The sequence below is a fragment of the Prochlorococcus sp. MIT 0701 genome, assembly GCF_000760295.1.
In the GTDB taxonomy this organism is placed as follows: Bacteria; Cyanobacteriota; Cyanobacteriia; order PCC-6307; family Cyanobiaceae; genus Prochlorococcus.
The window spans coordinates 26,975-48,002 of the sequence record NZ_JNBA01000028.1 but is presented as its reverse complement, the minus strand read 5'-3'; the positions used below and the strand labels follow the sequence as shown (position 1 = coordinate 48,002).

Sequence of the window (21,028 nt, the reverse complement as noted above, 5' to 3'; positions counted from 1 at the left end):
GTCATCACACTCATTGATTAATGAGTTATTTAGAAGGGCACTTCCTCTTCGCTTGGGCCGTCCCCAAATCCCCCTCCGCCAAAGTTGCTCGCTTCTGCATCCCTTTTTGATCCTAGAAGTTCTAGACGGTCCACCCGCACAACAGGTTTGGTTCGCTCTTCTCCGGTGTTGCGATCGGTCCAGCGGTCCAGTTTGAAGCTACCGATGATACCCAGCAGAGATCCTTTCTTGACATAATCCGCCGCGACTTGAGCCTGCTTGCCCCAGATCTCTAGGTTGAACCAGTCTGGTTCGTCGTCGCGACTGCGACGGTTCACGGCCATGGTGAGGTTGGCGACAACCGTTCCCGATTCGAAGTAGCGAACTTCTGGATCACGGCCTGCTCGGCCGACGAGTGTGACGGAATTTACGCTCATGAATGAAACCTATTTGTTTGAGTTTGGTCAATGATGCGCCACGGTTTAAGTGGCTGCTTATAAGGAGTTCCACCCTCATCGCTGGGTGTAACAAGCTGCATTAGCTACGACTCCTATGATTCGCCGACTTGAGTCCAGCGCTTGTGTTTTTTCGTCGCTTTCAACTGTCACGCGACATCGGCATTGATCTTGGTACGGCCAATACCCTGATTTACGTGTCGGGCAAAGGGATTGTTCTTCAGGAGCCTTCTGTCGTAGCCCTGGACTTGGAGAACGGTGTGCCTCTGGCGGTGGGTGACGATGCCAAGTTGATGCTTGGCCGCACCCCTGGCAATATTCGTGCCGTGCGTCCTCTGCGCGATGGCGTGATTGCCGATTTCGATGCAGCTGAGCAGATGCTGAAGACCTTCATTCAGAAGGGCAATGAAGGTCGAGGCATTGTTGCTCCTCGCTTGGTGGTGGGTATCCCGAGCGGAGTGACCGGTGTCGAACGGCGTGCCGTGCGGGAGGCAGGCATGGCAGGAGCTCGGGAAGTTCATCTGATTGATGAGCCTGTTGCAGCTGCAATTGGAGCTGGTCTTCCTGTTACTGAGCCGATTGGAACGATGATCGTTGATATAGGAGGAGGCACAACCGAGGTGGCGGTGCTCAGCTTGGGAGGAACTGTGTTGAGTGAGTCGGTTCGCGTGGCCGGTGATGAAATTAGTGATGCGATTGGGGTTTATTTGAAGAAGGTTCACAACCTTGTCGTCGGTGAGCGCACGGCCGAGGAGATCAAGATCCGCATTGGCTCCGCTTTCCCCAATCACGAGTTTGATCAGCAGGCCATGGATGTGCGGGGTCTGCATCTGCTCTCCGGCCTGCCACGTTCGATCAATTTGCAGGCTGGAGACTTGCGTGAGGCGATAGCCGAACCCCTCAATGTGATTGTGGAGGCCGTGAAGCGCACCCTTGAGCGCACACCACCAGAATTGGCTGCTGACATTGTTGATCGTGGCATCATGCTTGCTGGTGGAGGAGCCTTGGTGCGCGGGATTAGCGATTTAATTAGCCATGAGACAGGCATCTTTACTCATGTTGCAGAGGATCCATTGTTGTGTGTGGTCAATGGGTGTGGTCAGGTACTCGAGGATTACAAGCGACTTCGCAGGGTGCTCGATACTCCGGAATTCACTCGCTCTTCAATGACGGCATGAATCGATGGGGGTTTCCCCTTGGCAGGCATCTTTCCGTTGGTGGCGTTGGCGTGGAGTTTTGCCTTGGCTGTTGTTAGTGGGAGCGCTTGGTTTGGTGCGTTGGAGTAAAGGCTCCGGTTTTGCCGATGCTTATGCCCTTCTTAGTCGGCCATTTTGGCCTGGATCAGCCCAGCGAGAATGGATCCAGTCTGGTATTCAGCTCGAGCAACAGAGCAAACTTCGGTTGCTTGAGCAGGACAATCAAAGACTTCGCGGGTTGCTTGCTCTTGGTCAGGCCTCAGGATCTGGGCGCATTTCCGCGGCTGTGATTTCCCGTACCCCGCAGGGGTGGTGGCAGCAACTGGAACTGGGCAAGGGGCGATTGCATGGCATTGCGCAGGGTGATGCTGTGATGGGGCCAGGCGGATTGCTGGGGAGAATTCAAAGTGTCACCCCTGCCACTGCACGTGTTCAACTGCTCACGGCGCCAGGTAGTCGGGTTGGAGTTTGGATACCGCGAACCAAGCGTCATGGCCTCTTGGTTGGTGTGGGTACGAGTAGACCTCAGTTGGAGTTTCTCGATAAGAATCCCTATGCAGTGCCAGGTGATCTTGTCAGCATCTCGCCTGCGAGCACATTGTTGCCCTCCAGCCTGCCTGTAGGGGTGATTCAGACAGTGGATGACCGAGCAGTTCCGGCCCCTCTTGCAGCTGTGCAGTTAATCGCTGCACCAGAAGCCATCGATTGGGTGCAGGTGCAAATTCGCTGATGGCGCGCCTTCATCAGCAACCGATTTGCTTGGCTTCAAGCCTCTTCGTCCCTTGGCTGACCCTCGCTGCACCGACCTGGTTGAGCCTTTCTGGGGTGGGTCCGTGCTGGGCGGTGTTGTGGTTGTTGCCTTGGGCCCTTGTTGATGGACCTGTCTCTGGATTCATAGCTGGACTTTGTCTTGGCTTGGTATTGGATGGCCTCAGCCTTGGCGGTGCGAGTCAACTGCCGGCGTTGATGGCGCTTGGATGGTGGTGGGGGCGGTTAGGCCGGCGTGCTCCACCGATTCAGGGCAGTTTCAATCTCGGATTATTGGCATGGATAGGTACAGCTCTGGTTGGCTTGAGTCTTTGGCTGCAAACGCTTTTGATTCAGTTCGATAGCTCGGTGTCTTGGCTTCACTCCTGGGGATTGAATACCTTTTTGGCACAGTCGCTGATTACAGGTTTGGTTGCTCCTCTGCTGGTGTCATGGATGCTGTTGATTTGGCGGCGGCTGGCTCGAGCTTGAACAGGTTATGAGAATGCTGCGGTCACGAAGAAAGTTTTTTGTTGCAGGCCTCGTGGTGCTTGGTGCAGCCTTGATTGGTTGGGGTTGTCGACCGAAGCAGGGATCTTCAACTGATTTGCAGCTCTGGACGTTGCAACTGGCGCCGAAGTTCAACCCTTATATGGAGGGGGTAATCAAAAATTGGCAGCAGAATCACCCCGGCGCGCTGGTGCGTTGGACAGATCTCCCCTGGGGATCAGTGGAGCGCAAGTTATTGGCTGCGGTGTTCGCGCGCACCGCACCAGACGTGGTCAATCTCAATCCCCCCTTTGCTGCAAATCTTGCCAGCAAAGGGGGGATTAGGGATCTGACGCCTTTGCTTCCAGACGATGCAGCCGACCTCTATCTTCCCTCGGTTTGGGAGTCTGGCCTGGATGCTGAGGGGCGACAGATCGCCATCCCTTGGTATCTCACGGTAAGGCTGAGTTTGGTTAACCAGCAGTTGTTGCGACAAGCCGAACTTGATGCTCCACCGCGACGTTGGCAGGATGTACCTTCCTATGCGCGCCGCATTCGTGAGCGCACAGGTCGCTATGGCCTATTCGTCACTGTGGTCCCTGACGATTCGACTGAACTGCTTGAGTCGATGGTTCAGATGGGAGTCACTTTGCTGGATTCTCGAAGGCGGGCTGGTTTTGCTACTCCAAAGGGTCAACGTGCTTTTGCCTTCTGGACCGATCTTTATCGGCAAGGTCTCCTGCCTCGAGAGGTGATAAGCCAGGGTCAGAAGCGAGCGATAGAGCTTTATCAGAGCGGTGAGTTGGCCATGTTGGCGAGTGGGGCTGAATTCCTACGCACGATCCAGACAAATGCTCCTGCTGTGGCCAGGGTGACTAACTCCTATCCACCGCTGGTCGGTGGTGATGGCAATGCGAATGTCGCTGTGATGACGTTGGTTGTGCCTCGTCAGAGCAGGCGCCAGCAGGAAGCCGTTGATTTTGCCTTGTTTCTAACCAATGGGGTTAATCAGGCCACTTTTGCGCAGCAAGCCAAGGTGTTGCCATCCTCTAGAAAAGCCTTGCGACAGGTTCAGATTGCTCTTAAGGCTGAGCGCCCCGATTCGCGTGAGGCTGCTCAGATCCGCTCTGCTAGAGCATTGTCTGCCAATACTTTGAAGCGGGCCAAAGTATTGGTTCCGGCTTTGCCTGGGATCAAACGTCTGCAGAGCATCATTTATACCCAGTTACAGAGGGCGATGCTCGGTCAGATCAGCAGCGATGAGGCTGTGGAAGAGGCTGCTCGTCAGTGGAACAGTTACGCAGAAGCTAGATGGCCCTAAAGTGCGATCAATTAGTAATTGATACTTAAGTATAAGTACCTTTTAATTCTTAAATAAATAGAAAAACTGCTATTTCTCAAGGGTCTTAGCGATTTTTGCTCAAGGCGGAAGGTTAAGGTTGTGTTTCTTCATGAGGAAATGCTCATATGTCACATCCGGGGGGTTTATCTCAGCTCCAAAGCAATGATGGGTCTGAGACGCAGGCTCCCGGGAATCCGAAGGCAACCATCCTTGTCGTTGACGATGAGCCAGCAGTCCTCCGGATTTTGGTCATGCGACTTCAACTGGCTGGCTATCGGGTGATTTGTGCCGAGGACGGGGAAGAGGCCCTTGAGATTTTTCATCGAGAACAGCCTGATTTGCTTGTGCTCGATGTGATGCTGCCCAGGCTGGATGGTTTTGCTGTTTGTAGAAGGCTTAGGGCTGAGTCTTGCGTGCCGATTATTTTCCTCTCAGCATTAGAGGCCATTTCTGAACGTGTGGCTGGACTTGATCTTGGGGCAGATGATTACATTCCTAAGCCCTTTAGTCCGAAGGAACTGGAGGCTCGTATTGCCACGATTCTGCGTCGGGTTGGTCCAGGTTCCGCTACGGCTGAAATCAGAGATCTGCCAGTTGGGCAGGGTGTTCTGCGAGTTGGTGATTTGGTGGTTGACACCAATCGCCGCCAGGTGAGTCGTGCAGGAGAGCGTATCGGTCTCACCTACACCGAATTCAGTCTTTTGGAACTGTTGTTCCGTGAACCTGGACGGGTGGTACCCAGGGCCGAAATCTTGGAGCAGCTCTGGGGTTATCCCCCTCGCCGGGCGGCCGACTTGCGTGTGGTCGATGTTTATGTCGCTCGTTTGCGCGGCAAGCTCGAGCCAGACCCCCGCAATCCAGAGCTAATCCTTACGGTTCGTGGAATTGGTTACTCCTCCCAGCGCGTCGGAGATATGCCTGCTTCTGCTTCTGCTTCTGCTTCTGCTCCTGCTCCTGCTCCTGCTCCTGCTCCTGCTTCGGTTGCGAGTTGATTAAGTCGATGGGGTGAGTAGAGCAGCGACTCCATCGACCGGCAAGATGGCGAGGTCAGTCCTGAGTGCCTTGTCTGAGCTGCGTGAGACTCGCCTGGAAAAGGCACAAGCCCTCAAAGAGCTGGGGAATGGGCCTTATGCCCTGCGATTTGAGTTAAGCCATCGCACCGCTAACTTGCAGGCGGATCATGCTGATTTGGCCAAGGGGGAGGAGAGGCTTCTCACTGTGTCTGTGGCTGGTCGGGTGATGACCCGTCGTGTCATGGGCAAGTTGGCTTTCTTTACCTTGGCGGATGAGACCGGCACGATTCAGCTGTATTTGGAGAAGGCCACCCTTGATGCGGCGGCATCAAATGAGCTGGCTTCAGGGACTTTTGGGCAGCTCACCACTCTTGTTGACGCGGGCGACTGGATTGGGGTCACCGGCGTTCTTCGTCGCACTGACCGTGGTGAGCTCTCGGTGAAGGTTCAGCAGTGGCAGATCTTGAGCAAATCATTGCAACCCTTGCCGGATAAGTGGCACGGTTTAGCTGATGTGGAGAAGCGCTATCGGCAGCGCTATCTGGATCTGATTGTGTCGCCTCAATCGCGTGAGACTTTTCGCCGCCGGGCATTGATGGTGAGTGCAATCCGTCGATGGCTCGATGATCGTGCCTTCTTGGAAATTGAAACACCGGTGCTTCAGGCTGAGGCCGGTGGCGCCGAAGCTAGGCCATTCATTACTCACCACAACACACTCGATCTTCCTCTTTATCTGCGTATTGCCACAGAGCTGCATCTCAAGAGGCTTGTGGTTGGTGGTTTTGAGCGGGTCTATGAGCTTGGGCGCATCTTTCGTAACGAGGGGATGAGTACTCGCCACAACCCTGAATTCACTTCTGTAGAGGTTTATCAGGCCTATGCGGATTACATCGACATGATGGACCTTACTGAGCAGTTGATTTCCTCAGTTTGTACTCAGATCTGTGGGTCTACCAGGATCACTTATCAGGGCATAGAAATCGACCTGACGCCCCCTTGGCGGAGAGCCAGCATGCACGAATTGGTGCAAGAGGCGACGGGGCTTGATTTCATGGATTTTGCCGATCGTGAGGTAGCGGCTTCGGCTATGGCGCGGGCAGGTCTAGAGGTGCCGTCTAAGGCCGACAGTGTGGGCCGCTTGCTTAATGAGGCCTTTGAACAAGCAGTGGAGGTAAGTCTGATCCAGCCAACATTTGTGCTCGATTATCCGATTGAGATCTCGCCTCTTGCCCGACAACATCGCAGCAAACCAGGATTGGTCGAGCGCTTTGAATTGTTCATTGTGGGTCGGGAAACAGCCAATGCTTTTAGTGAGTTAATCGATCCCCTTGATCAGCGTCAGCGGCTTGAGGCTCAGCAAGCACGTCGTCAGGCTGGGGACCTGGAGGCTCATGGGGTTGATGAGGATTTTCTTCAGGCTCTTGAGGTGGGCATGCCACCTACCGGCGGCTTGGGTATTGGCATCGATCGCTTAGTGATGTTGCTCACCGATAGCCCTTCAATACGTGATGTGATTGCTTTCCCTCTGCTTCGACCGGAGCTCAAAACTTGATTTTCAACGTCGGGAACCGCCGCAGTGGATAATTAACTCAATGGCATGGTCCTATTTCTATGAGTGGCGAGCGCGTAGGTTTCCGCTTCAAACACGCCGATGCGGTGGTCAAGCGCAATCCCCAGGGTCGATCAAGGCGCGGGTGGGTGATGGAACCCGTTGAGCAGACCACCAGTCGCGGCACCAAGATGCCCGCCTATCGCATTCGCTGGCGTGATAGCGAGCGTCCAGAAATTGTGCTTCAGCACATGCTGATTGCTGATCCAGATCCAACCCCTCCTCCGGAGAACGTGAGCCTTGAGCCGCCGGCCCCAAAAGCCTGACTTAATTAGTCTTGTCGCGTTTTCGTATGAGCTCTTGCAGTTCTTGTTGGGCTGCAAATCGTTTCCAGTCCTCTTCAAGAGTGGAGCTATTTTTTGCTGACTGTTCAGAAAGTGCGCAAAATTTTCGCTCGACGTCTTTGAAGCGATTGCCCAGTTGATCCAAATCGGACCATAGTTGCCGACCCTGCTCCATTAAATCGGCTATGTGTTGCTCGGCCCGATCGGCCAGGGCCGAGGCTCCTGCCTTTCTGGCACGATTCGATCGAGTGCTCCACTCCCGAACTTCGCCGGCAAGGGTGAGGAGTTGCCGGCGAAGTTCCTCTGCTTCTTTTTGAAGTTGCTGTCGCTGCCTTTTCAGGTTTTGGTAATGGTCTTTTTGGTGTTGTTGGTGGAGTAGTAACTCCTGATATGGATTCTCGCGGAGGAAGTCGGTCAACCTCTCCTCCAAGACTCGTTCCAGTTCGTCGAGCCAGGTTGCGCTCATGACTGATCTGGGGCACGGGTGATCAGTGGGGCTTCGATCTCCTCTTGCAGGGGTTTGATAGCGCCCTCACGCGAGTGCAGTAACAGTTGGGTGAGTCTTGCCAAGCTTCCTTCCCCTAGGTCAAGCTCTGTCAGTCGTTCAAAAGCCCTTCGATAGATTGCTTCTAGCTCCTGAATCAGGCTTTCACGTTCTTGTCGCACGTTCTGGCGTTGCTGTTCTCGGCTCATTTAGCACTTCTTCTTTCTGCTCAGCTCAGTCTGACGGTTCCAGCAGATGCAGCGAGAGTGAATCGGCAGAGTCGTGCCATCTTTGGTTGATTCTCCAGCCCGCCTTTTCAGCCAGTCTGGCTGCATCTTGTGGGTTGTATTTGACGCTGTATTCGGTGATTAATGGTTCTCCGGCGCTGAACGACCAGGTGCTGTTGTCAATCACTATTGTTTGACTGCAGCGGCTCACTAGAGCCATTTCGATGCGATGAAACTCCTCTTGCCAACGGGCTCGATAAGAGAAGTGGTCCGGTCTGAAATCTGCTTCAAGCTCACGATTGAGACGATGCAACAGGTTGCGCGCGAAAGCTGCTGAGATGCCTGCCGCATCATTGTAGGCAGCCTCGAGCTGGGTTGGATCACGGGGTTGGTCGAGACCGAGCAGCAGGGGACCACCTCCTAGTAGCTTTCGGAACCGACGAAGCACTGTCACTGCTTCTTTTGGTGTGAAGTTGCCTAGGGAGCTGCCGGGAAAAAAGCCGATGCAGCGCACACCCTCGAGCCGGGGGTGGGGCGGTAGCGCCTGCATGCTGCTGTGGTCGCAGCAGATGCCTAGTATTGACAACATGGGATAGGTGTTGGCGAGTCTGGTTAGCGAATCCCTTAGAGCTGCTTGGCTGATGTCCAGGGCCACAAAGGTTGACGGCCGGATTGCTGTTAGTAGGGGGGAAACCTTGCGGGCATTGCCGATGCCGAATTCCACGATGACGCCATCTCCTACGGCTTTGGCAATGGCTGGTGCATTCTCTTCCAGCAGCTTGATCTCTGTCCTGGTTAGGCCGTATTCAGGTTGTTCGCAGATCTGGGCAAATAGGCGTGATCCTTTCGCGTCGTACAACACCCAAGCCGGCAGTTGCCGCGGCTGGCATTTGAAGCCTGACTGCACCAGCTGCTTCAGATCCGCAGGGGCGGGATGTAGGTCAATCAGCTCGATGCTCATCGTGCCAGGCGCAGTCCTGCAGCCATCCAACGGTTTGCTGGTGCAAAGAAGTTCCGGTAGGTGTCGCGCCCATGGCCTTCCGGCGTGAGCCAGCTGCTACCGCGAAGAACAAACTGGGAGCTCATGAATTTTCCGTTGTATTCACCCACAGCGCCTGGGGCGGGAAGGAATCCCGGATAGGGCCTATAAGGACTTGCCGTCCATTGCCACAGCTTGCCGTGAGCATCGTGGATGAGAGGTTGATGCTGTTGTAGGGCCACTTCCCATTCCGCTTCGCTGGGTAATCGAGCACCACACCACCGTGCGTAGGCATCGGCCTCGAACCAGCTCAAATGGCGCACCGGTGCTTGTGGATTCAGGCGCCGCCTTCCTCCCAGGGTGAATTCTTCCTGCCATTGATCTGCAGGTCCGTCGCCGCGCCAGTACCGGGGAGCCTGCCATCCCAGTTGTTGTTGTACGGCCCAGCCCTCACTCATCCAAAGTTCTGGGCGTTGATATCCCCCATCTGCGATAAAGCACCTGAAGTCGTCGTTGCACACCAAGTGATCCATCAGGGCAAAGGCCTCCAGCCAGATGCGATGCGACGGCCCCTCGTTGTCGAAATGGAATCCCGCGCCAGCATGGCCGATTTCATAGAGGCCTCCATCGCAGGAGATCCAGCGGGCTTTGGTTGGCTCTAAAGGTCCCAGATGATGATCGGCGCCAGTTTGATAAGCAGGCTCTACCGGTTGTCGGCTGAAGCCATCCAAGAGATCCATCAACAGCAATTCCTGATGCTGCTGTTCGTGATGTAGACCCAGTTCTGCCAGTTGCTGGATGTCTTCTTGGTCAGCGTCCGGGGAGGTCAGGAGTTGCGTTAATGCAGCGTCCACCCGTTGCCGCCAGGCCAAGACCTCCCTGATTGTCGGTCGGGTCAGGACACCCCTTGAGGGTCTTGGATGGCGTGCCCCGGCCGCTTCGTAATAGGAGTTGAATTGATAATTCCAGCGTGGATCACAGCCTTCGTAGCCTTTGAGATAGGGCTGAAGCAAAAAGGTGTCGAAGAACCAGGTGGTGTGAGCAAGGTGCCATTTCGGCGGACTTGCATCGGGCATGCCCTGAAGGCAGAGATCTTCCGGTTCGAGGGGTGCAACCAGCGATTCACTTCGCTGTCGCACTGTCAAGAGCAGGTTCAGCATGAGGAAACGGTTTTACTGATCCCCACTTGTGCGCCCAAGCACCACGGCCGCATGGATCTGATCATAGAAACGCTCTTGGCCACGGAAGGGCACTGATAGGGAAATTTCCCTTGGACAAACGATCCAGGCAATCTACTGAGTGGCATCGATCGATCTGGTCGCAAAATATGTTGGGTTCGCGTCTTCTGCTTGGGTTGAACTGGTTATCAGTCAGGGCGGTTGAAGTTTCTGGTTCGGCTTGAAAATGAAAGTGTAAAGTTTGGAGGCAGTCGAATCCATTATTTTCTGCGTTCATTGTAATTCAGTTCCTAGGCTTCCTGCTGTTATTTGTGCTCTTAGTGCTTTGTCCGAGGCGATCTTTGATATGGCTATGGCGTTATGATTTGCTGTCCTTGAATATTAATTTGTGCTGAATCATCCGCCATTGGGTGCACTTGGCTTCTGGTTTGGTGTTGATCCTGGATGCAAGTTGCTTGCTCCTAGGGTTGCGTATGAAAGGTCTTTAATTGCCATAACTTATTTAATAATATGACTTTTTGTTTTCTCTTTTTGTGATGATTTCTCATTCGTCAATGCTCGCTAGTGCTTTAGCTGGCTTTGGTAGTGCAATTGCTTGTTCAGGTGTATTTGTCAGAGCAGAATTTTTTCTGGTTATGGTAAGCACGGTTCTGCGATTGCAATTATCTATAGCCGTGCGGCTACGGGTGTAGCATTTTTCTGATCATTGCTGTTCTATCTCTTGAGCTTGGATGGGCCTTGACTTTTTCAATGTTTGGCTTTACTGAGCTTTAGATGATTGCCTTTTGCAATCCGCTGGACTTCTTGATGGTGACCTCTTCTGCTCCTGATTCGATATTTCAGATCTTCATTTCCGAGCAGAACACTGAGCCTCCAGAGTTGCTTCAATCGGCAATAGGCTCGGTGCAGCAATGTTTTGCTGCTTACAACTACATTCGTCACAGCGGTGAGACTTTGCGCGCATTCATCGAACAGGCTTTCGATGCCGAGGTGGTGGCGGCTTACGACAAACTGCGACCCTATGCCTATAAGGCTGATCTGGGGCGTTACTGCTTGCTGTATCAATTTGGAGGTTGGTACGCCGACATCAGCATTCGGATGCGTCAACCGGTGAGCCCAGTTGGGAGCGATGTGGAGCTTGTCTATTTCTTTGATTTGGGTGATGGTGTGGTGCCTGTCAGGAGTTTGTTTGATGTATCTAATTCGCTGATTTACGCAACCCCGCGACATCCAGTGATGGAGCTCGCGATTAACAAGGCTGTACGTCACTGCCAGCAGGAGTATTACGGCCCAACGATCTATTCGCCAACGGGCCCTTCGGTGCTGGGTGCTGCTATCGCTGCTGATTCTCCATCTGAAAAGCATGTTTTTGGTCATTTGATGGCCCTTACCCCCAATCACCCACGCCGTAATCTCTCCTTTGTGTTGCCGGATGGTCAGATTATTGCCTTGTTCAAGAAGGGCTGGATGGCGCCTGGTGATGTGTTGTTCGGACAACGGGAGGGTACTAACAATTACGCTGATCTATGGATCCAGCGAAAGGTTTACGGCTGATTAAATGGAGGCCTCAAAGCACGAATAGCTTTGAGAACGCGGCCGGGGTAGTTCTGGGCGGTGTAAGCCTCTCTCTTGCCTTGAAAGTTTTCGTCCTGCTGATGAGCCATTGGTTGGCCAGCAGAGCAGCGGTGTGGCGTGAAGATCGCCAGACCAGTGTTGAAGCACATGCACCATTTCGTGGCTGATCAGGGTGCAGAGTTCCACTGGGCTGGGCTTTTTGGCTTTTCGAGTCAGCAATATTTCCCCAGGTTGTCCTGGCGTTGCGTGATATGCCGCATCGAGGCTGTGCATGCTCTCGTTTTGCCAGCGCACCTCTACCCCTAGCCGCTCAGCTTCTTTAAGGAAATTCTCCACGCACAGTTCTGCATTCATTTCTATTAACTCCCTAGGGCGCCACTAGCGACTAGTTGGATAAGACTGAGTTGCTCCATAACACCATGATTGAGTTCAAAGCTTTTCAGCACAGTGTTGCGAGCAGCTTCACCCAACCTCTTTGCCTTGCCTCGATCACGCAACAGTTCCGTAATAGCTGCTGCAATATCTTTGGATTTGAAGAAATCCACCAGCAATCCATTGTATTCGTGTTCGATCACTCTTTGCACAGGTGCTGTTGCGGAACCGACAATTGCGCAGCCTGTGCTCATCGCTTCAAGCAGGCTCCGGCTCAGAACGAATGGGTACGTTAAATAAACATGTACTTGGGAAAGCTGAAGTATTGGTAAAAACTCTTCGTAAGCGACTTTGCCACAGAAACTAACTTTCCTGGGGTCGTACTGACCTTTGATCTCTTTGAGGAATACATCTTTCCATTCACCTTCTGGGCAAGCGGCCCCGTAACTTATGCCTTCTGTCTTGCCAGCTATCAATAAATGGGCATCTGGTTCAAGACGTTGCAGTTCAGGAATGGCTCTAATCATGGAGTGGCATCCGCGGTATGGCTCCAGCGACCGATTCACAAATGTGCCAACTTTTCTCCTGGCTGGAGCACCGTTCCGTCGGCAAGAGTGACAGCTTTGGATGAGTGATAGGGAAGGCAGCCGTTGGCCATTGCTTTTTGCACTTCTCACGGCTGCATTTCTTTGACTCTTATCGTGATTGATTCCTTGAAGTTGCCTTCCCTCATTCTGGTCGCGATTGCAACTGCTTTCATATTGGCGGTGGCGGGCTCAGGCTTGGTGCTCGTTGATGATGGCTTTCTAATGCGTTGTCAGGTGAGCAATGAAGCCACGTTGCTGATGAATTTTTGCTGGGGACCGGTTACTGCTCTTGGGTCAATCGCAGCTGTTTTCATGCATGGGGCTTCAGATGCAGTTTTGTCCATATTATTGTTGACAGTCGTAGTCCTTTTTTCTGCAGGTTTAAGTCTACGTAATCTTCAGCGATAAAGATTATTTTTAAGGCAATCTTTTCTTCTTGAAACGAGTCGATTCTGCTGTTTAACTTTGCGGAAGCGGTTGCAATGGGTTGACCATTAGTACGATCAGCCCATCAATGCTTCGGCGTCACGTGAGCGAACCCAGCGCCGTGGTTGCCGGCACTGTGCTGGCACAGCGCTATCGGTTGGATGCGACCATCCAGAATTCGAACTCGATCCAGGGTGTGCTTTGGCGTGGGGTCGACATCCGCGAAGGTGACACATCGGTTGTGCTCCGCCAAATCAGCGATGCCGCTACAAGGCAGCGCTTTCAGAAGTTTTGGCCTGAGCTTCAATCTCTTTCCCATCCCCAGTTGCCGCGTTGTGGCGAATTGTTCGAGGCGGATGTCAGCCTCTGGGCGGTGCGTTACTGGCAGGAGGGTGTTACTTATCGAAAGCTTCAGCAGAAACGGGCCGAGCGTCAGTTGGTCTTCGGTGCTGGAGAAGTGTTGCAGTTGCTTTTGCAGTTGCTACCGCCTTTGATTGCGTTGCATGCCAAGGGGTTGGTGCATGGTGATATCAATCTCAGCACCCTGTTGAGGCGTCATCAGGACGGCTTGCCGGTGCTGTTGGACTTTGGCTTACTGCAGCCCCAAGGGACTATCCCTTGGGGTGGTGTTACTTCAGCGTATGCCTCAATTGCTCAGAGCAGTAGCGAAACAGCTGAAGCTTGGATGGATTTGCATGGCTTGGGCGTTACAGCACTGACTTTGCTGACTGGTCGTTGCCCCGAGGAACTTTGGAACAGTGATGTTCAGTCTTGGGGCTGGCCAGAGTCTTTTGAGGTGGATGGGTCTTTTCGCCACGTGTTGGAGCGAATGTTGAGTGAGGCTCCTGACCAGCGTTTTGAAAAGGCATCGGATGTGATCTGTGCCCTTCAATCTTTGATCATGCCCGAAAGCATCGGTCCTAAGCTCATAGCAGATCGCACTCTGGCACTCGCGCCTCAAGCAGTGTCTTTATCCGATCCCCCCTCGTGTACCTCGCAATCGCTCTTGACGGAGCATCGTTCTGTCAATCAGCCGCTGCGGCGGCGGGCTGAAGAACGGGAGCAGGCCGCTGAAGGCAGCCTTTGGTCTGTTGTAGGTGCCTTGTTGGCGTCTGCGTTGGTAGGCACGGCGATTGGCTGGTTCTTGCTCAGTCGTAGTTCCCAGCTAGGGATGGAGCCTGCCAGGGATCGAGATTTAGTGGGCAATCTTCCAGTGGAGAGCCCATCAGCAGTAGAGGTGGATGATCGGCAGCAGTTATTGAGTCGGCTGCGTGCTTTGCAGGTCAAACAAAGTTGGTTTCTGCAGTTGGTGGATGCCAGTGTGCTGGCTCGTTTCCCTCATAGAGGTGGTCGCTTCCCCTCCGATGCTCTGGATGATGTTCCCTTGCGCCAGGTTTGGAATGACTTGGCTGAGGAATGGTTGGTCAGGATCGAACAGCTATCGCCTCAGCTGCGCCGGCGTTTAGGTGAGTTGAAGAACACTGACTGGCAGGAGCAGCGTGAAGGTCTGAGCGAATTGGGGGTGCATGGCCGTGTGATTGAGCAGTTGGTTACGGCAGGAGCACAGAAACTGCTTTTGGGTTCGTTCAATGATCAGAAGCCTTCAGAGCCCTATTTGCAGTTCTGGTATGCGGCAGCTCTGCGCAGCCTGGCTGATGTGCAGATCGAGACCCTCAAGGCCAGACCTTCAATTCCCACGGTGTTTTCTACAAGGGTTTCTCCTGGGGCTGCGCGCTTGATTTCTATTCAGGTGCCTCCTGGGCATCGACTAGTACTAGAAATCAATGGCACGCCGTTGATGCAGATGACCGTCTATGGCTCACAGGGTGATGTCATTGCCGAGCGCGGATCGTTGCGCGTGGTGACCCTTGAGCGAGAAGCAGGCTCGCCTGTGCAAGTGCTGGTGACCAACGAGGGGTTGGCAACAGCTTTATTTACCCTCTCTTGTCGTGCCGATCAGAAAGCTTCTATGTCTTTACCAGCTTTGGATCCGAATCCGTTGGCGGATTCAGCTACTGGTTTCCTTGGTCGGTCAGAACACCCTTCTCGAACATCGACATTGCCTCGTGCTTCGGCGAAAGAAAACTTTCTTCAGCCTCATTGACCCCCTTGGCTGATCAGTAGCGCGCCAGAGCGGACTTCACTTCTCGATCGGCTTGTTTGCGTTTCTCTTCTTGGCGTTTGTCGTGCAGCTTGCGACCTTTGCCCAACCCAATGGTGAGTTTGATCCATGAACCTTTGAGATGAAGGTTGAGGGGAATCAGTGTGAGCCCTTTTCTGTCGAGTTGGCCGCGAAGTTTATCGATCTCACGTCGATGCGCGAGCAGTTTGCGTGTTCGTAGTGGATCGTGATTGAAGTAGCTGCCGGCATGGCTATGAGGGGAGATATGAACGTTGAGGAGCTGTAGCTCGCCCTTGCGAATCAGGCAGAAGCCATCGCGGAGATTGGCTTGGCCGGCCCGGATTGACTTGACTTCGGTTCCCACCAATTCAATGCCAGTTTCGAGGGTGTCGAGGATCTCGTATTGATGCCTTGCCAGACGGTTGTCCGCGAGTAGACGGTTGGCCGCGGCTCGAGCTGCAGCAGTCGCTTTTTTGTTTACTCCCTTGGCCATCTGCGTATACCGATGCTTTCGACCCTATCCAGGGATCGGTACTCTTCCAACATGGCGATTGTGTCTTCCAGTGCTGGCCGAGCTGATTCCCAGCCGCCAGCAGCAAAGTCTCGGGTGGTAGATGCTTCGCCTTTGCCTGAAGAGGCCAGTCCAGCTCGAGAAGATGGGCTTAGGCCTAGGCGTTTGGAGGACTACATCGGTCAGCGTGAGCTTAAGCAGGTGTTGGGGATTGCCGTTAAGGCGGCCATCGGCAGAGGCGATGCTTTGGATCATGTTTTGCTCTACGGCCCTCCGGGTTTGGGCAAAACCACCATGGCCATGGTTTTGGCTGAAGAATTGGGGGTTAAGTGTCGGGTTACCAGTGCGCCTGCTCTCGAGCGCCCTCGTGACATCGTTGGTCTGTTGGTGAATCTGCAACCTCGCGAGGTTTTATTCATTGATGAGATTCATCGGCTCACAAGGGTTGCTGAGGAATTGCTGTATCCAGCAATGGAGGATAGGCGTCTCGACCTCACCGTGGGCAAGGGCAGTACCGCTCGCACCAGGGCATTGGAGCTGCCTCCGTTCACCCTTGTGGGTGCTACCACCCGCGCTGGTGCCCTTAGCTCGCCGCTGCGGGATCGTTTCGGTCTTATTCAACGATTGGAGTTTTATGGCCTGGAGGATCTGCAAGCGATTGTTGAGCGGGCGGCGGGCCTGCTGAGGTTGCAGTTAACTGCGCAAGCCTGCCAGGAGATTGCTCGTCGCTGTAGGGGTACGCCGAGGATCGCTAACAGATTGCTGCGACGGGTTCGTGATGTAGCGAGTGTCTGTGGTGGGGAGAGCTTGATCGATGCTGCATTGGTGGATGAGGCTCTCACTTTGCATCGGGTCGATGCTCGGGGTCTTGATGCCAGTGATCGGCGCTTGTTGGACTTGTTGCTGGAGTCTCATGGCGGTGGCCCGGTCGGTTTGGAGACTTTGGCTGCCGCTTTGGGGGAGGATCCAGCCACTCTTGAAGCAGTGGTAGAACCATTTCTGTTGCAGCTGGGTTTTTTGCAGCGAACTCCGCGTGGGCGCGTGGTGACTGGCGCGGGGCGACGCCATCTCGGTTGGCCGGCGTTGCCATGAGCTTGCTCCAGGGGTTGAGAAACTTGGCGTCTAGATGGTCAGGGTTGCTTTTAGTTGCGCTGTTGCTGGTGATGGATCCCGTCACTGGAGCAGCTACCCCAGCACTTCAGCCTCTTTTTGAGCAGGCACTCGAGGCTTCTCGACAGGGTGATTTTCAAGCAGCCCTACCTCTTTGGGATGAGTTTCTTGAGCTTGCGCCCGATCAGCCTGCGGCGTGGAGCAATCGCGGCAATGTGCGGTTGATTTTGGGTGATCCGGAGGGTGCGATCGTTGATCAAGCTAGGGCCATGGAATTGGCCCCAGCAGAGCTTGACCCTCATCTCAACCGTGGTATTGCTGAGGAGGCATTGCAGCATTGGCAGCAAGCCGCCAGCGATTACAACTGGATTCTTGAGCGCGATGCTGTCAATGCATCGGCTCTTTTCAACCTGGGCAATGTTGTGGGCTCTCAGGGCGATTGGTTGCAGGCAGAAGCTCTTTACAGCAAGGCCTCTGACGCCAGCCCAGGCTTTGCGATGGCTAGCTCCAGCAAGGCGTTAGCGGTTTATCAGCTGGGGGAATTTGATCTGGCGGAGAAGGAACTGCGTGCATTGATTCGCCGTTATCCCATGTTTGCCGATCCTCGTGCGGCCCTTAGCGGTCTTTTATGGCATTACGGTTCATTTGGTGAAGCTGAAAGCCACTGGACTGCTGCAGTCGGGCTTGATAGCCGCTATCGCCAACGGGATTGGTTGTTGCAGATCCGCCGATGGCCACCACAGCCCACGGCTGATCTGATGGATTTCCTTGCTTTGTTGGAGGCTCCATGACTCTCCTTCTTCATTGGAGCGAGCGTCTTGATCAAGCTTTGCCCGAGCTGATTGAGTTGCGGCGCCATCTGCATGCTCATCCAGAACTGAGTGGTGAGGAGCATCAGACGGCAGTCCTTGTGGCCGGTCAGTTGCGCAGGGATGGTTGGCGGGTGTCTGAGGGGGTAGGGCGCACAGGCGTGTTGGCGGAGTTGGGGCCAAGCGGTGGTCCGTTTGTGGGCCTGCGGGTGGATATGGATGCCCTGCCAGTAGAAGAGCTCACAGGGCTTGTTTATGCCTCACGGCGAGAGGGGGTGATGCATGCCTGTGGCCATGACCTGCATACCTGCATTGGCCTTGGGGTTGCCAGGTTATTGGCCAAAGAGGAGTCATTGCCAATAGGCGTAAGGCTGTTGTTTCAACCGGCAGAAGAATTGTGCGAAGGGGCTCGTTGGATGCGTATGGACGGGGCGACCGATGGCCTCGAGGCCCTTTTTGGGGTTCATGTTTGTCCGGAATTGCCGACTGGAAGTATCGGTGTACGCAGTGGGTGCTTGACGGCTGCTGCGGGAGAGTTGGACATCGAAGTGATCGGTGAAGGAGGCCACGGTGCAAGGCCTCATCAGGCTATGGATGCCATTTGGCTTGCCGCTCGAGTTGTTTGTGGACTGCAGGAGGCGATCAGTCGTCGCTTGGATGCTCTGCATCCTGTGGTGGTGAGTTTCGGCAAGATCGAAGGTGGTCAGGCTTTCAATGTGATTGCAGATCGAGTTCGGTTGCTGGGTACGGTCCGCTGTTTGGATGGGGCTGTTTTTGACAAGCTCCCAGCTTGGATCGAGCAGATTGTTCAGGCCATCTGTGGAAGTTTTGGGGCAGAGGCGATCGTGCGCTATCGCAGCATTACTCCGCCTGTTTACAACGATCCTGAGCTCACAGACCTATTGGAAAGTTGTGCTATCTCTCAGTTAGGGAAAGAGCGTGTGTTGCGGCTTGAACAACCCTCTCTTGGTGCTGAAGATTTTGCAGAACTACTACAAAAGGTACGTGGAACGATGTTCCGATTAGGGGTTAGCGGTCCAAAGGGGTGCGCGCCTTTACACAATGGTCAATTCTGCCTAGAGGAGAGCAGTCTTGGTGTGGGGATTCGGGTGCTGACCGCCACCCTATTGGCTTGGATGGATGAGCGTTCAAGGCTGGCTTTGGAGAGGACATGAAGCGTCTTCGCTATCCCTTGCTATCTCTTGCAGCCCCCTTGCTGATCGTCTTGGCCATGCTCGGTTTGATGCATCGGCAGGGCAGCGATCGATTGCAGTCACTGCCAGCAGTTTTGGTGGGTGCTGGTCTAATTGTCAGCGGGGCGGTGGGCCGCCGCCGTCGCCGCAGAAAGCTGCTTGTGGCACTTCGCAGCACCCAAACCGAGGAGCACTGACGTCGTCATGTTGAACACCTCTATGTCGTTATCACACTTGGACCTTGAAGCGCTGCAGGACAAGATCCATGCGGTTTTGCACGTTTAGCGGAATGGACTGCGGCTCTGATCCAAAACCACTGCTAGGTTTTGAAAAACACTAGGGGTGCCACTCAGCAAACTCTGAGTGGCTGAGATCACACCCTCCGAACCTGATACGGGTTGTGCCGGCGCAGGGAAGTGAAATGACGTGATCATTGGTTTTCCGCCACCACCTGGTTTCACTTTCGCCTTTTGATCATGCGCGCCTCTTGGGTGGCTGCCCGTAAGGGTCAGGCCAATGTCTCGCAATTGCATTTCGCTCGACAGGGCGTTGTCACTCAAGAAATGGACTACGTGGCCAGGCGTGAAAACTTGCCTGAATCACTTGTCATGGAGGAGGTGGCCAGGGGCAGGATGATTATTCCTGCCAACATCAATCATTCAAATTTAGAGCCGATGGCGATTGGTATCGCCTCCAGCTGCAAGGTGAATGCAAACATTGGCGCCTCACCTAATGCCAGTGATGTAGCTGAAGAGCTCAAGAAGCTCGAGCTGGCAGTTAAATATGGCGCAGACACCGTGATGGATCTATCCACTGGAGGGGTCAATCTTGATGAGGTGCGCACGGCGATCATCAATGCTTCACCCGTGCCGATCGGCACTGTGCCTGTCTACCAGGCGTTGGAAAGCGTGCATGGCTCGATTGAGAAGCTCGATGAAGATGACTTTTTACACATCATTGAGAAGCATTGCCAGCAGGGTGTCGACTATCAGACCATTCACGCCGGCTTGTTGATTGAGCACCTTCCGCTGGTGAAGGGACGCCTGACAGGCATCGTCAGTCGCGGGGGTGGAATCCTGGCGCAGTGGATGCTTTATCACCACAGACAGAACCCTCTTTTTACCCGCTTTGACGACATCTGCGAGATCTTCAAGCGCTACGACTGCAGTTTTTCACTTGGTGACTCTCTCCGCCCTGGTTGTCAGCACGATGCTTCTGATGCAGCTCAACTTGCCGAGTTGAAGACCCTTGGAGAATTGACCAAGCGAGCTTGGGCACATGACGTGCAGGTGATGGTCGAGGGTCCTGGTCATGTACCAATGGATCAGATCGAATTCAATGTGCGGAAGCAGATGGAAGAGTGCAATGAGGCACCCTTTTATGTGCTTGGCCCTTTGGTGACAGATATCGCACCGGGTTATGACCACATCACGAGTGCAATTGGCGCGGCGATGGCAGGCTGGTATGGAACAGCGATGCTTTGTTATGTGACCCCGAAGGAGCATTTGGGTCTGCCAAACCCTGAGGATGTTCGTGAGGGCTTGATTGCCTACAAAATTGCTGCGCATGCCGCTGACATCGCTCGTCACCGGCCGGGTGCTCGAGATCGCGATGATGAATTAAGCCGAGCAAGGTACAACTTTGATTGGAACAAACAGTTTGAGCTTTCACTTGATCCAGAGCGAGCCAAGCAGTATCACGATGAAACTTTGCCAGCTGACATTTACAAGCAAGCTGAGTTTTGTTCAATGTGTGGTCCAAAGCACTGTCCAATGCAGACCAAAATTACGGATGAGGATCTGGAAGGTCTCGAAAAATCTCTACAAAGTAAAGGGAAGGCTGAGTTGTCAGCTTAGAAGGGTGAAACAATCAAATCATCACTTGCTTGACTCTTATGTGATATTTGCATAGATAATGTATCTGGCCATGATGCAATGAAAAACCCATTAAAATTCTAGAATATTCGCTCTTATAATGTTTTGCTTTTATCGCCAAGCATAAATAGATGTTAAGCCATTGATGCCTTAGAGCCATTCCTGTTGGCAACCTTTGAAAAGGCCAATAGCGATCTTCTTTAAGACCTGCTATCTTCTCACTTTGCGCTATACATTTTTCATAATTGGGTATTTAGATTTGCTTCTTGAAAAAACTATAGTCCAGAAAATTTACTGCCATTGAGAATTATTTGTTCAACACATCTGGCGTATTGATTTCCGCACCAGGAATCAGTTGCAGACTTGTCTTTCAGCTACTAAGTCATTCACTAATTGTTATGACCATTTTCAATGTTGGCGAAGTGCTATGCGTCCGCGCCAGGCTTTATTCTTTAATTTGACGATGC

General features: G+C 53.5%; 23 protein-coding genes and 1 riboswitch. Of the genes, 15 read left to right on the top strand and 8 right to left on the bottom strand.

The genetic code is table 11. The features are described from left to right. Positions 1-29: 29 nt before the first annotated feature. Complete coding sequence (locus EV12_RS07485; RefSeq protein WP_011129520.1) at positions 30-416, bottom strand: single-stranded DNA-binding protein; 387 nt, start codon at positions 414-416, stop codon at positions 30-32. Positions 417-559: 143 nt separating this feature from the next. Here EV12_RS07485 and EV12_RS07480 point away from each other — a divergent pair, with 143 nt between their 5' ends. The 7 genes from EV12_RS07480 to EV12_RS07450 all read left to right on the top strand — a co-directional run bounded on the left by EV12_RS07480 (position 560) and on the right by EV12_RS07450 (position 7,096). Beyond that, positions 560-1,612 (top strand): rod shape-determining protein, encoded by a 1,053-nt coding sequence (locus EV12_RS07480; RefSeq protein ID WP_011129521.1) that lies wholly within the window; start codon positions 560-562, stop codon positions 1,610-1,612. Positions 1,613-1,616: 4 nt separating this feature from the next. Beyond that, entirely contained in the window at positions 1,617-2,360 is a 744-nt protein-coding gene (gene mreC / locus EV12_RS07475) for a rod shape-determining protein MreC (protein ID WP_036914048.1), read from the top strand. After that, on the top strand, positions 2,360-2,869 hold the full coding sequence (locus tag EV12_RS07470) for a hypothetical protein (RefSeq protein WP_036914045.1): 510 nt from the start codon (positions 2,360-2,362) through the stop codon (positions 2,867-2,869). The genes mreC and EV12_RS07470 overlap by 1 nt, the downstream gene beginning before the upstream one ends. A 13-nt stretch (positions 2,870-2,882) precedes the next feature. Further along, the gene (locus EV12_RS07465; RefSeq protein WP_036914043.1) at positions 2,883-4,187 is read left to right on the top strand and encodes an ABC transporter substrate-binding protein; all 1,305 of its coding nucleotides are present in this window, start codon (positions 2,883-2,885) and stop codon (positions 4,185-4,187) included. A 146-nt stretch (positions 4,188-4,333) separates the two neighbouring features. Beyond that, entirely contained in the window at positions 4,334-5,200 is an 867-nt protein-coding gene (gene rpaB, locus EV12_RS07460; protein WP_036914040.1) for a response regulator transcription factor RpaB, read from the top strand. A 46-nt stretch (positions 5,201-5,246) separates the two neighbouring features. Beyond that, on the top strand, positions 5,247-6,773 hold the full coding sequence (gene lysS / locus EV12_RS07455; RefSeq protein WP_072014294.1) for a lysine--tRNA ligase: 1,527 nt from the start codon (positions 5,247-5,249) through the stop codon (positions 6,771-6,773). Positions 6,774-6,832: 59 nt separating this feature from the next. Further along, entirely contained in the window at positions 6,833-7,096 is a 264-nt protein-coding gene (locus tag EV12_RS07450; RefSeq protein WP_006042532.1) for a hypothetical protein, read from the top strand. 1 nt (position 7,097) lies between these two features. Here the strand turns inward: EV12_RS07450 and EV12_RS07445 are convergent, their stop codons facing one another. The 4 genes from EV12_RS07445 to egtB are packed head-to-tail and all read right to left on the bottom strand — an operon-like array spanning position 7,098 to position 9,964. Further along, positions 7,098-7,580 (bottom strand): hercynine metabolism protein, encoded by a 483-nt coding sequence (locus tag EV12_RS07445; RefSeq protein ID WP_036914038.1) that lies wholly within the window; start codon positions 7,578-7,580, stop codon positions 7,098-7,100. After that, positions 7,577-7,807 carry a hercynine metabolism small protein gene (locus EV12_RS07440; RefSeq protein ID WP_036914035.1) on the bottom strand — a complete coding sequence of 77 codons (231 nt, stop codon included), beginning with the start codon at positions 7,805-7,807 and terminating at the stop codon, positions 7,577-7,579. The genes EV12_RS07445 and EV12_RS07440 overlap by 4 nt, the downstream gene beginning before the upstream one ends. Positions 7,808-7,832: 25 nt before the next feature. Beyond that, a complete protein-coding gene (gene egtD / locus EV12_RS07435; RefSeq protein WP_036914033.1) occupies positions 7,833-8,786 on the bottom strand; it encodes an L-histidine N(alpha)-methyltransferase in 954 nt (317 codons plus the stop codon). Further along, a complete protein-coding gene (gene egtB / locus EV12_RS07430) occupies positions 8,783-9,964 on the bottom strand; it encodes an ergothioneine biosynthesis protein EgtB (RefSeq protein ID WP_036914032.1) in 1,182 nt (393 codons plus the stop codon). The genes egtD and egtB overlap by 4 nt, the downstream gene beginning before the upstream one ends. Positions 9,965-10,789: 825 nt before the next feature. Between egtB and EV12_RS07425 the strand changes: the two genes are divergently transcribed. Beyond that, positions 10,790-11,536, top strand: coding sequence for a glycosyltransferase family 32 protein (locus tag EV12_RS07425; RefSeq protein ID WP_193742179.1), 747 nt, complete (start codon positions 10,790-10,792; stop codon positions 11,534-11,536). Here EV12_RS07425 and EV12_RS07420 read toward each other — a convergent pair whose 3' ends face one another. Further along, complete coding sequence (locus tag EV12_RS07420) at positions 11,537-11,911, bottom strand: hypothetical protein (protein ID WP_036914028.1); 375 nt, start codon at positions 11,909-11,911, stop codon at positions 11,537-11,539. A gap of 5 nt (positions 11,912-11,916) precedes the next feature. Continuing rightward, positions 11,917-12,495: a glycosyltransferase gene (locus EV12_RS07415; RefSeq protein WP_072015056.1), complete on the bottom strand. Its 579-nt coding sequence runs from the start codon at positions 12,493-12,495 to the stop codon at positions 11,917-11,919. Positions 12,496-12,579: 84 nt separating this feature from the next. Here EV12_RS07415 and EV12_RS07410 point away from each other — a divergent pair, with 84 nt between their 5' ends. Next, on the top strand, positions 12,580-12,924 hold the full coding sequence (locus tag EV12_RS07410; RefSeq protein WP_052043468.1) for a hypothetical protein: 345 nt from the start codon (positions 12,580-12,582) through the stop codon (positions 12,922-12,924). Positions 12,925-13,030: 106 nt separating this feature from the next. Beyond that, entirely contained in the window at positions 13,031-15,046 is a 2,016-nt protein-coding gene (locus EV12_RS07405; RefSeq protein WP_241466530.1) for a serine/threonine protein kinase, read from the top strand. 13 nt (positions 15,047-15,059) lie between these two features. Here the strand turns inward: EV12_RS07405 and smpB are convergent, their stop codons facing one another. Then, entirely contained in the window at positions 15,060-15,557 is a 498-nt protein-coding gene (gene smpB / locus EV12_RS07400; protein WP_036914024.1) for an SsrA-binding protein SmpB, read from the bottom strand. 51 nt (positions 15,558-15,608) lie between these two features. Between smpB and ruvB the strand changes: the two genes are divergently transcribed. The 5 genes from ruvB (at position 15,609) to thiC (ending at position 20,543) form a co-directional block, all read left to right on the top strand. After that, positions 15,609-16,667 (top strand): Holliday junction branch migration DNA helicase RuvB, encoded by a 1,059-nt coding sequence (gene ruvB, locus EV12_RS07395; protein WP_036914022.1) that lies wholly within the window; start codon positions 15,609-15,611, stop codon positions 16,665-16,667. Further along, positions 16,664-17,476, top strand: a complete 813-nt coding sequence (locus tag EV12_RS07390; RefSeq protein ID WP_036914020.1) for a tetratricopeptide repeat protein — start codon at positions 16,664-16,666, stop codon at positions 17,474-17,476. Before ruvB ends, EV12_RS07390 begins: the two co-directional genes overlap by 4 nt. Next, positions 17,473-18,669, top strand: a complete 1,197-nt coding sequence (locus EV12_RS07385) for an amidohydrolase (protein WP_036914018.1) — start codon at positions 17,473-17,475, stop codon at positions 18,667-18,669. Before EV12_RS07390 ends, EV12_RS07385 begins: the two co-directional genes overlap by 4 nt. Next, positions 18,666-18,884 (top strand): DUF3188 domain-containing protein, encoded by a 219-nt coding sequence (locus EV12_RS07380; protein ID WP_036914016.1) that lies wholly within the window; start codon positions 18,666-18,668, stop codon positions 18,882-18,884. The genes EV12_RS07385 and EV12_RS07380 overlap by 4 nt, the downstream gene beginning before the upstream one ends. A gap of 131 nt (positions 18,885-19,015) precedes the next feature. Further along, a riboswitch (TPP riboswitch) is annotated at positions 19,016-19,119 on the top strand. A gap of 44 nt (positions 19,120-19,163) precedes the next feature. Then, on the top strand, positions 19,164-20,543 hold the full coding sequence (gene thiC, locus EV12_RS07370) for a phosphomethylpyrimidine synthase ThiC (protein WP_036914010.1): 1,380 nt from the start codon (positions 19,164-19,166) through the stop codon (positions 20,541-20,543). Positions 20,544-21,028: the final 485 nt, after the last annotated feature.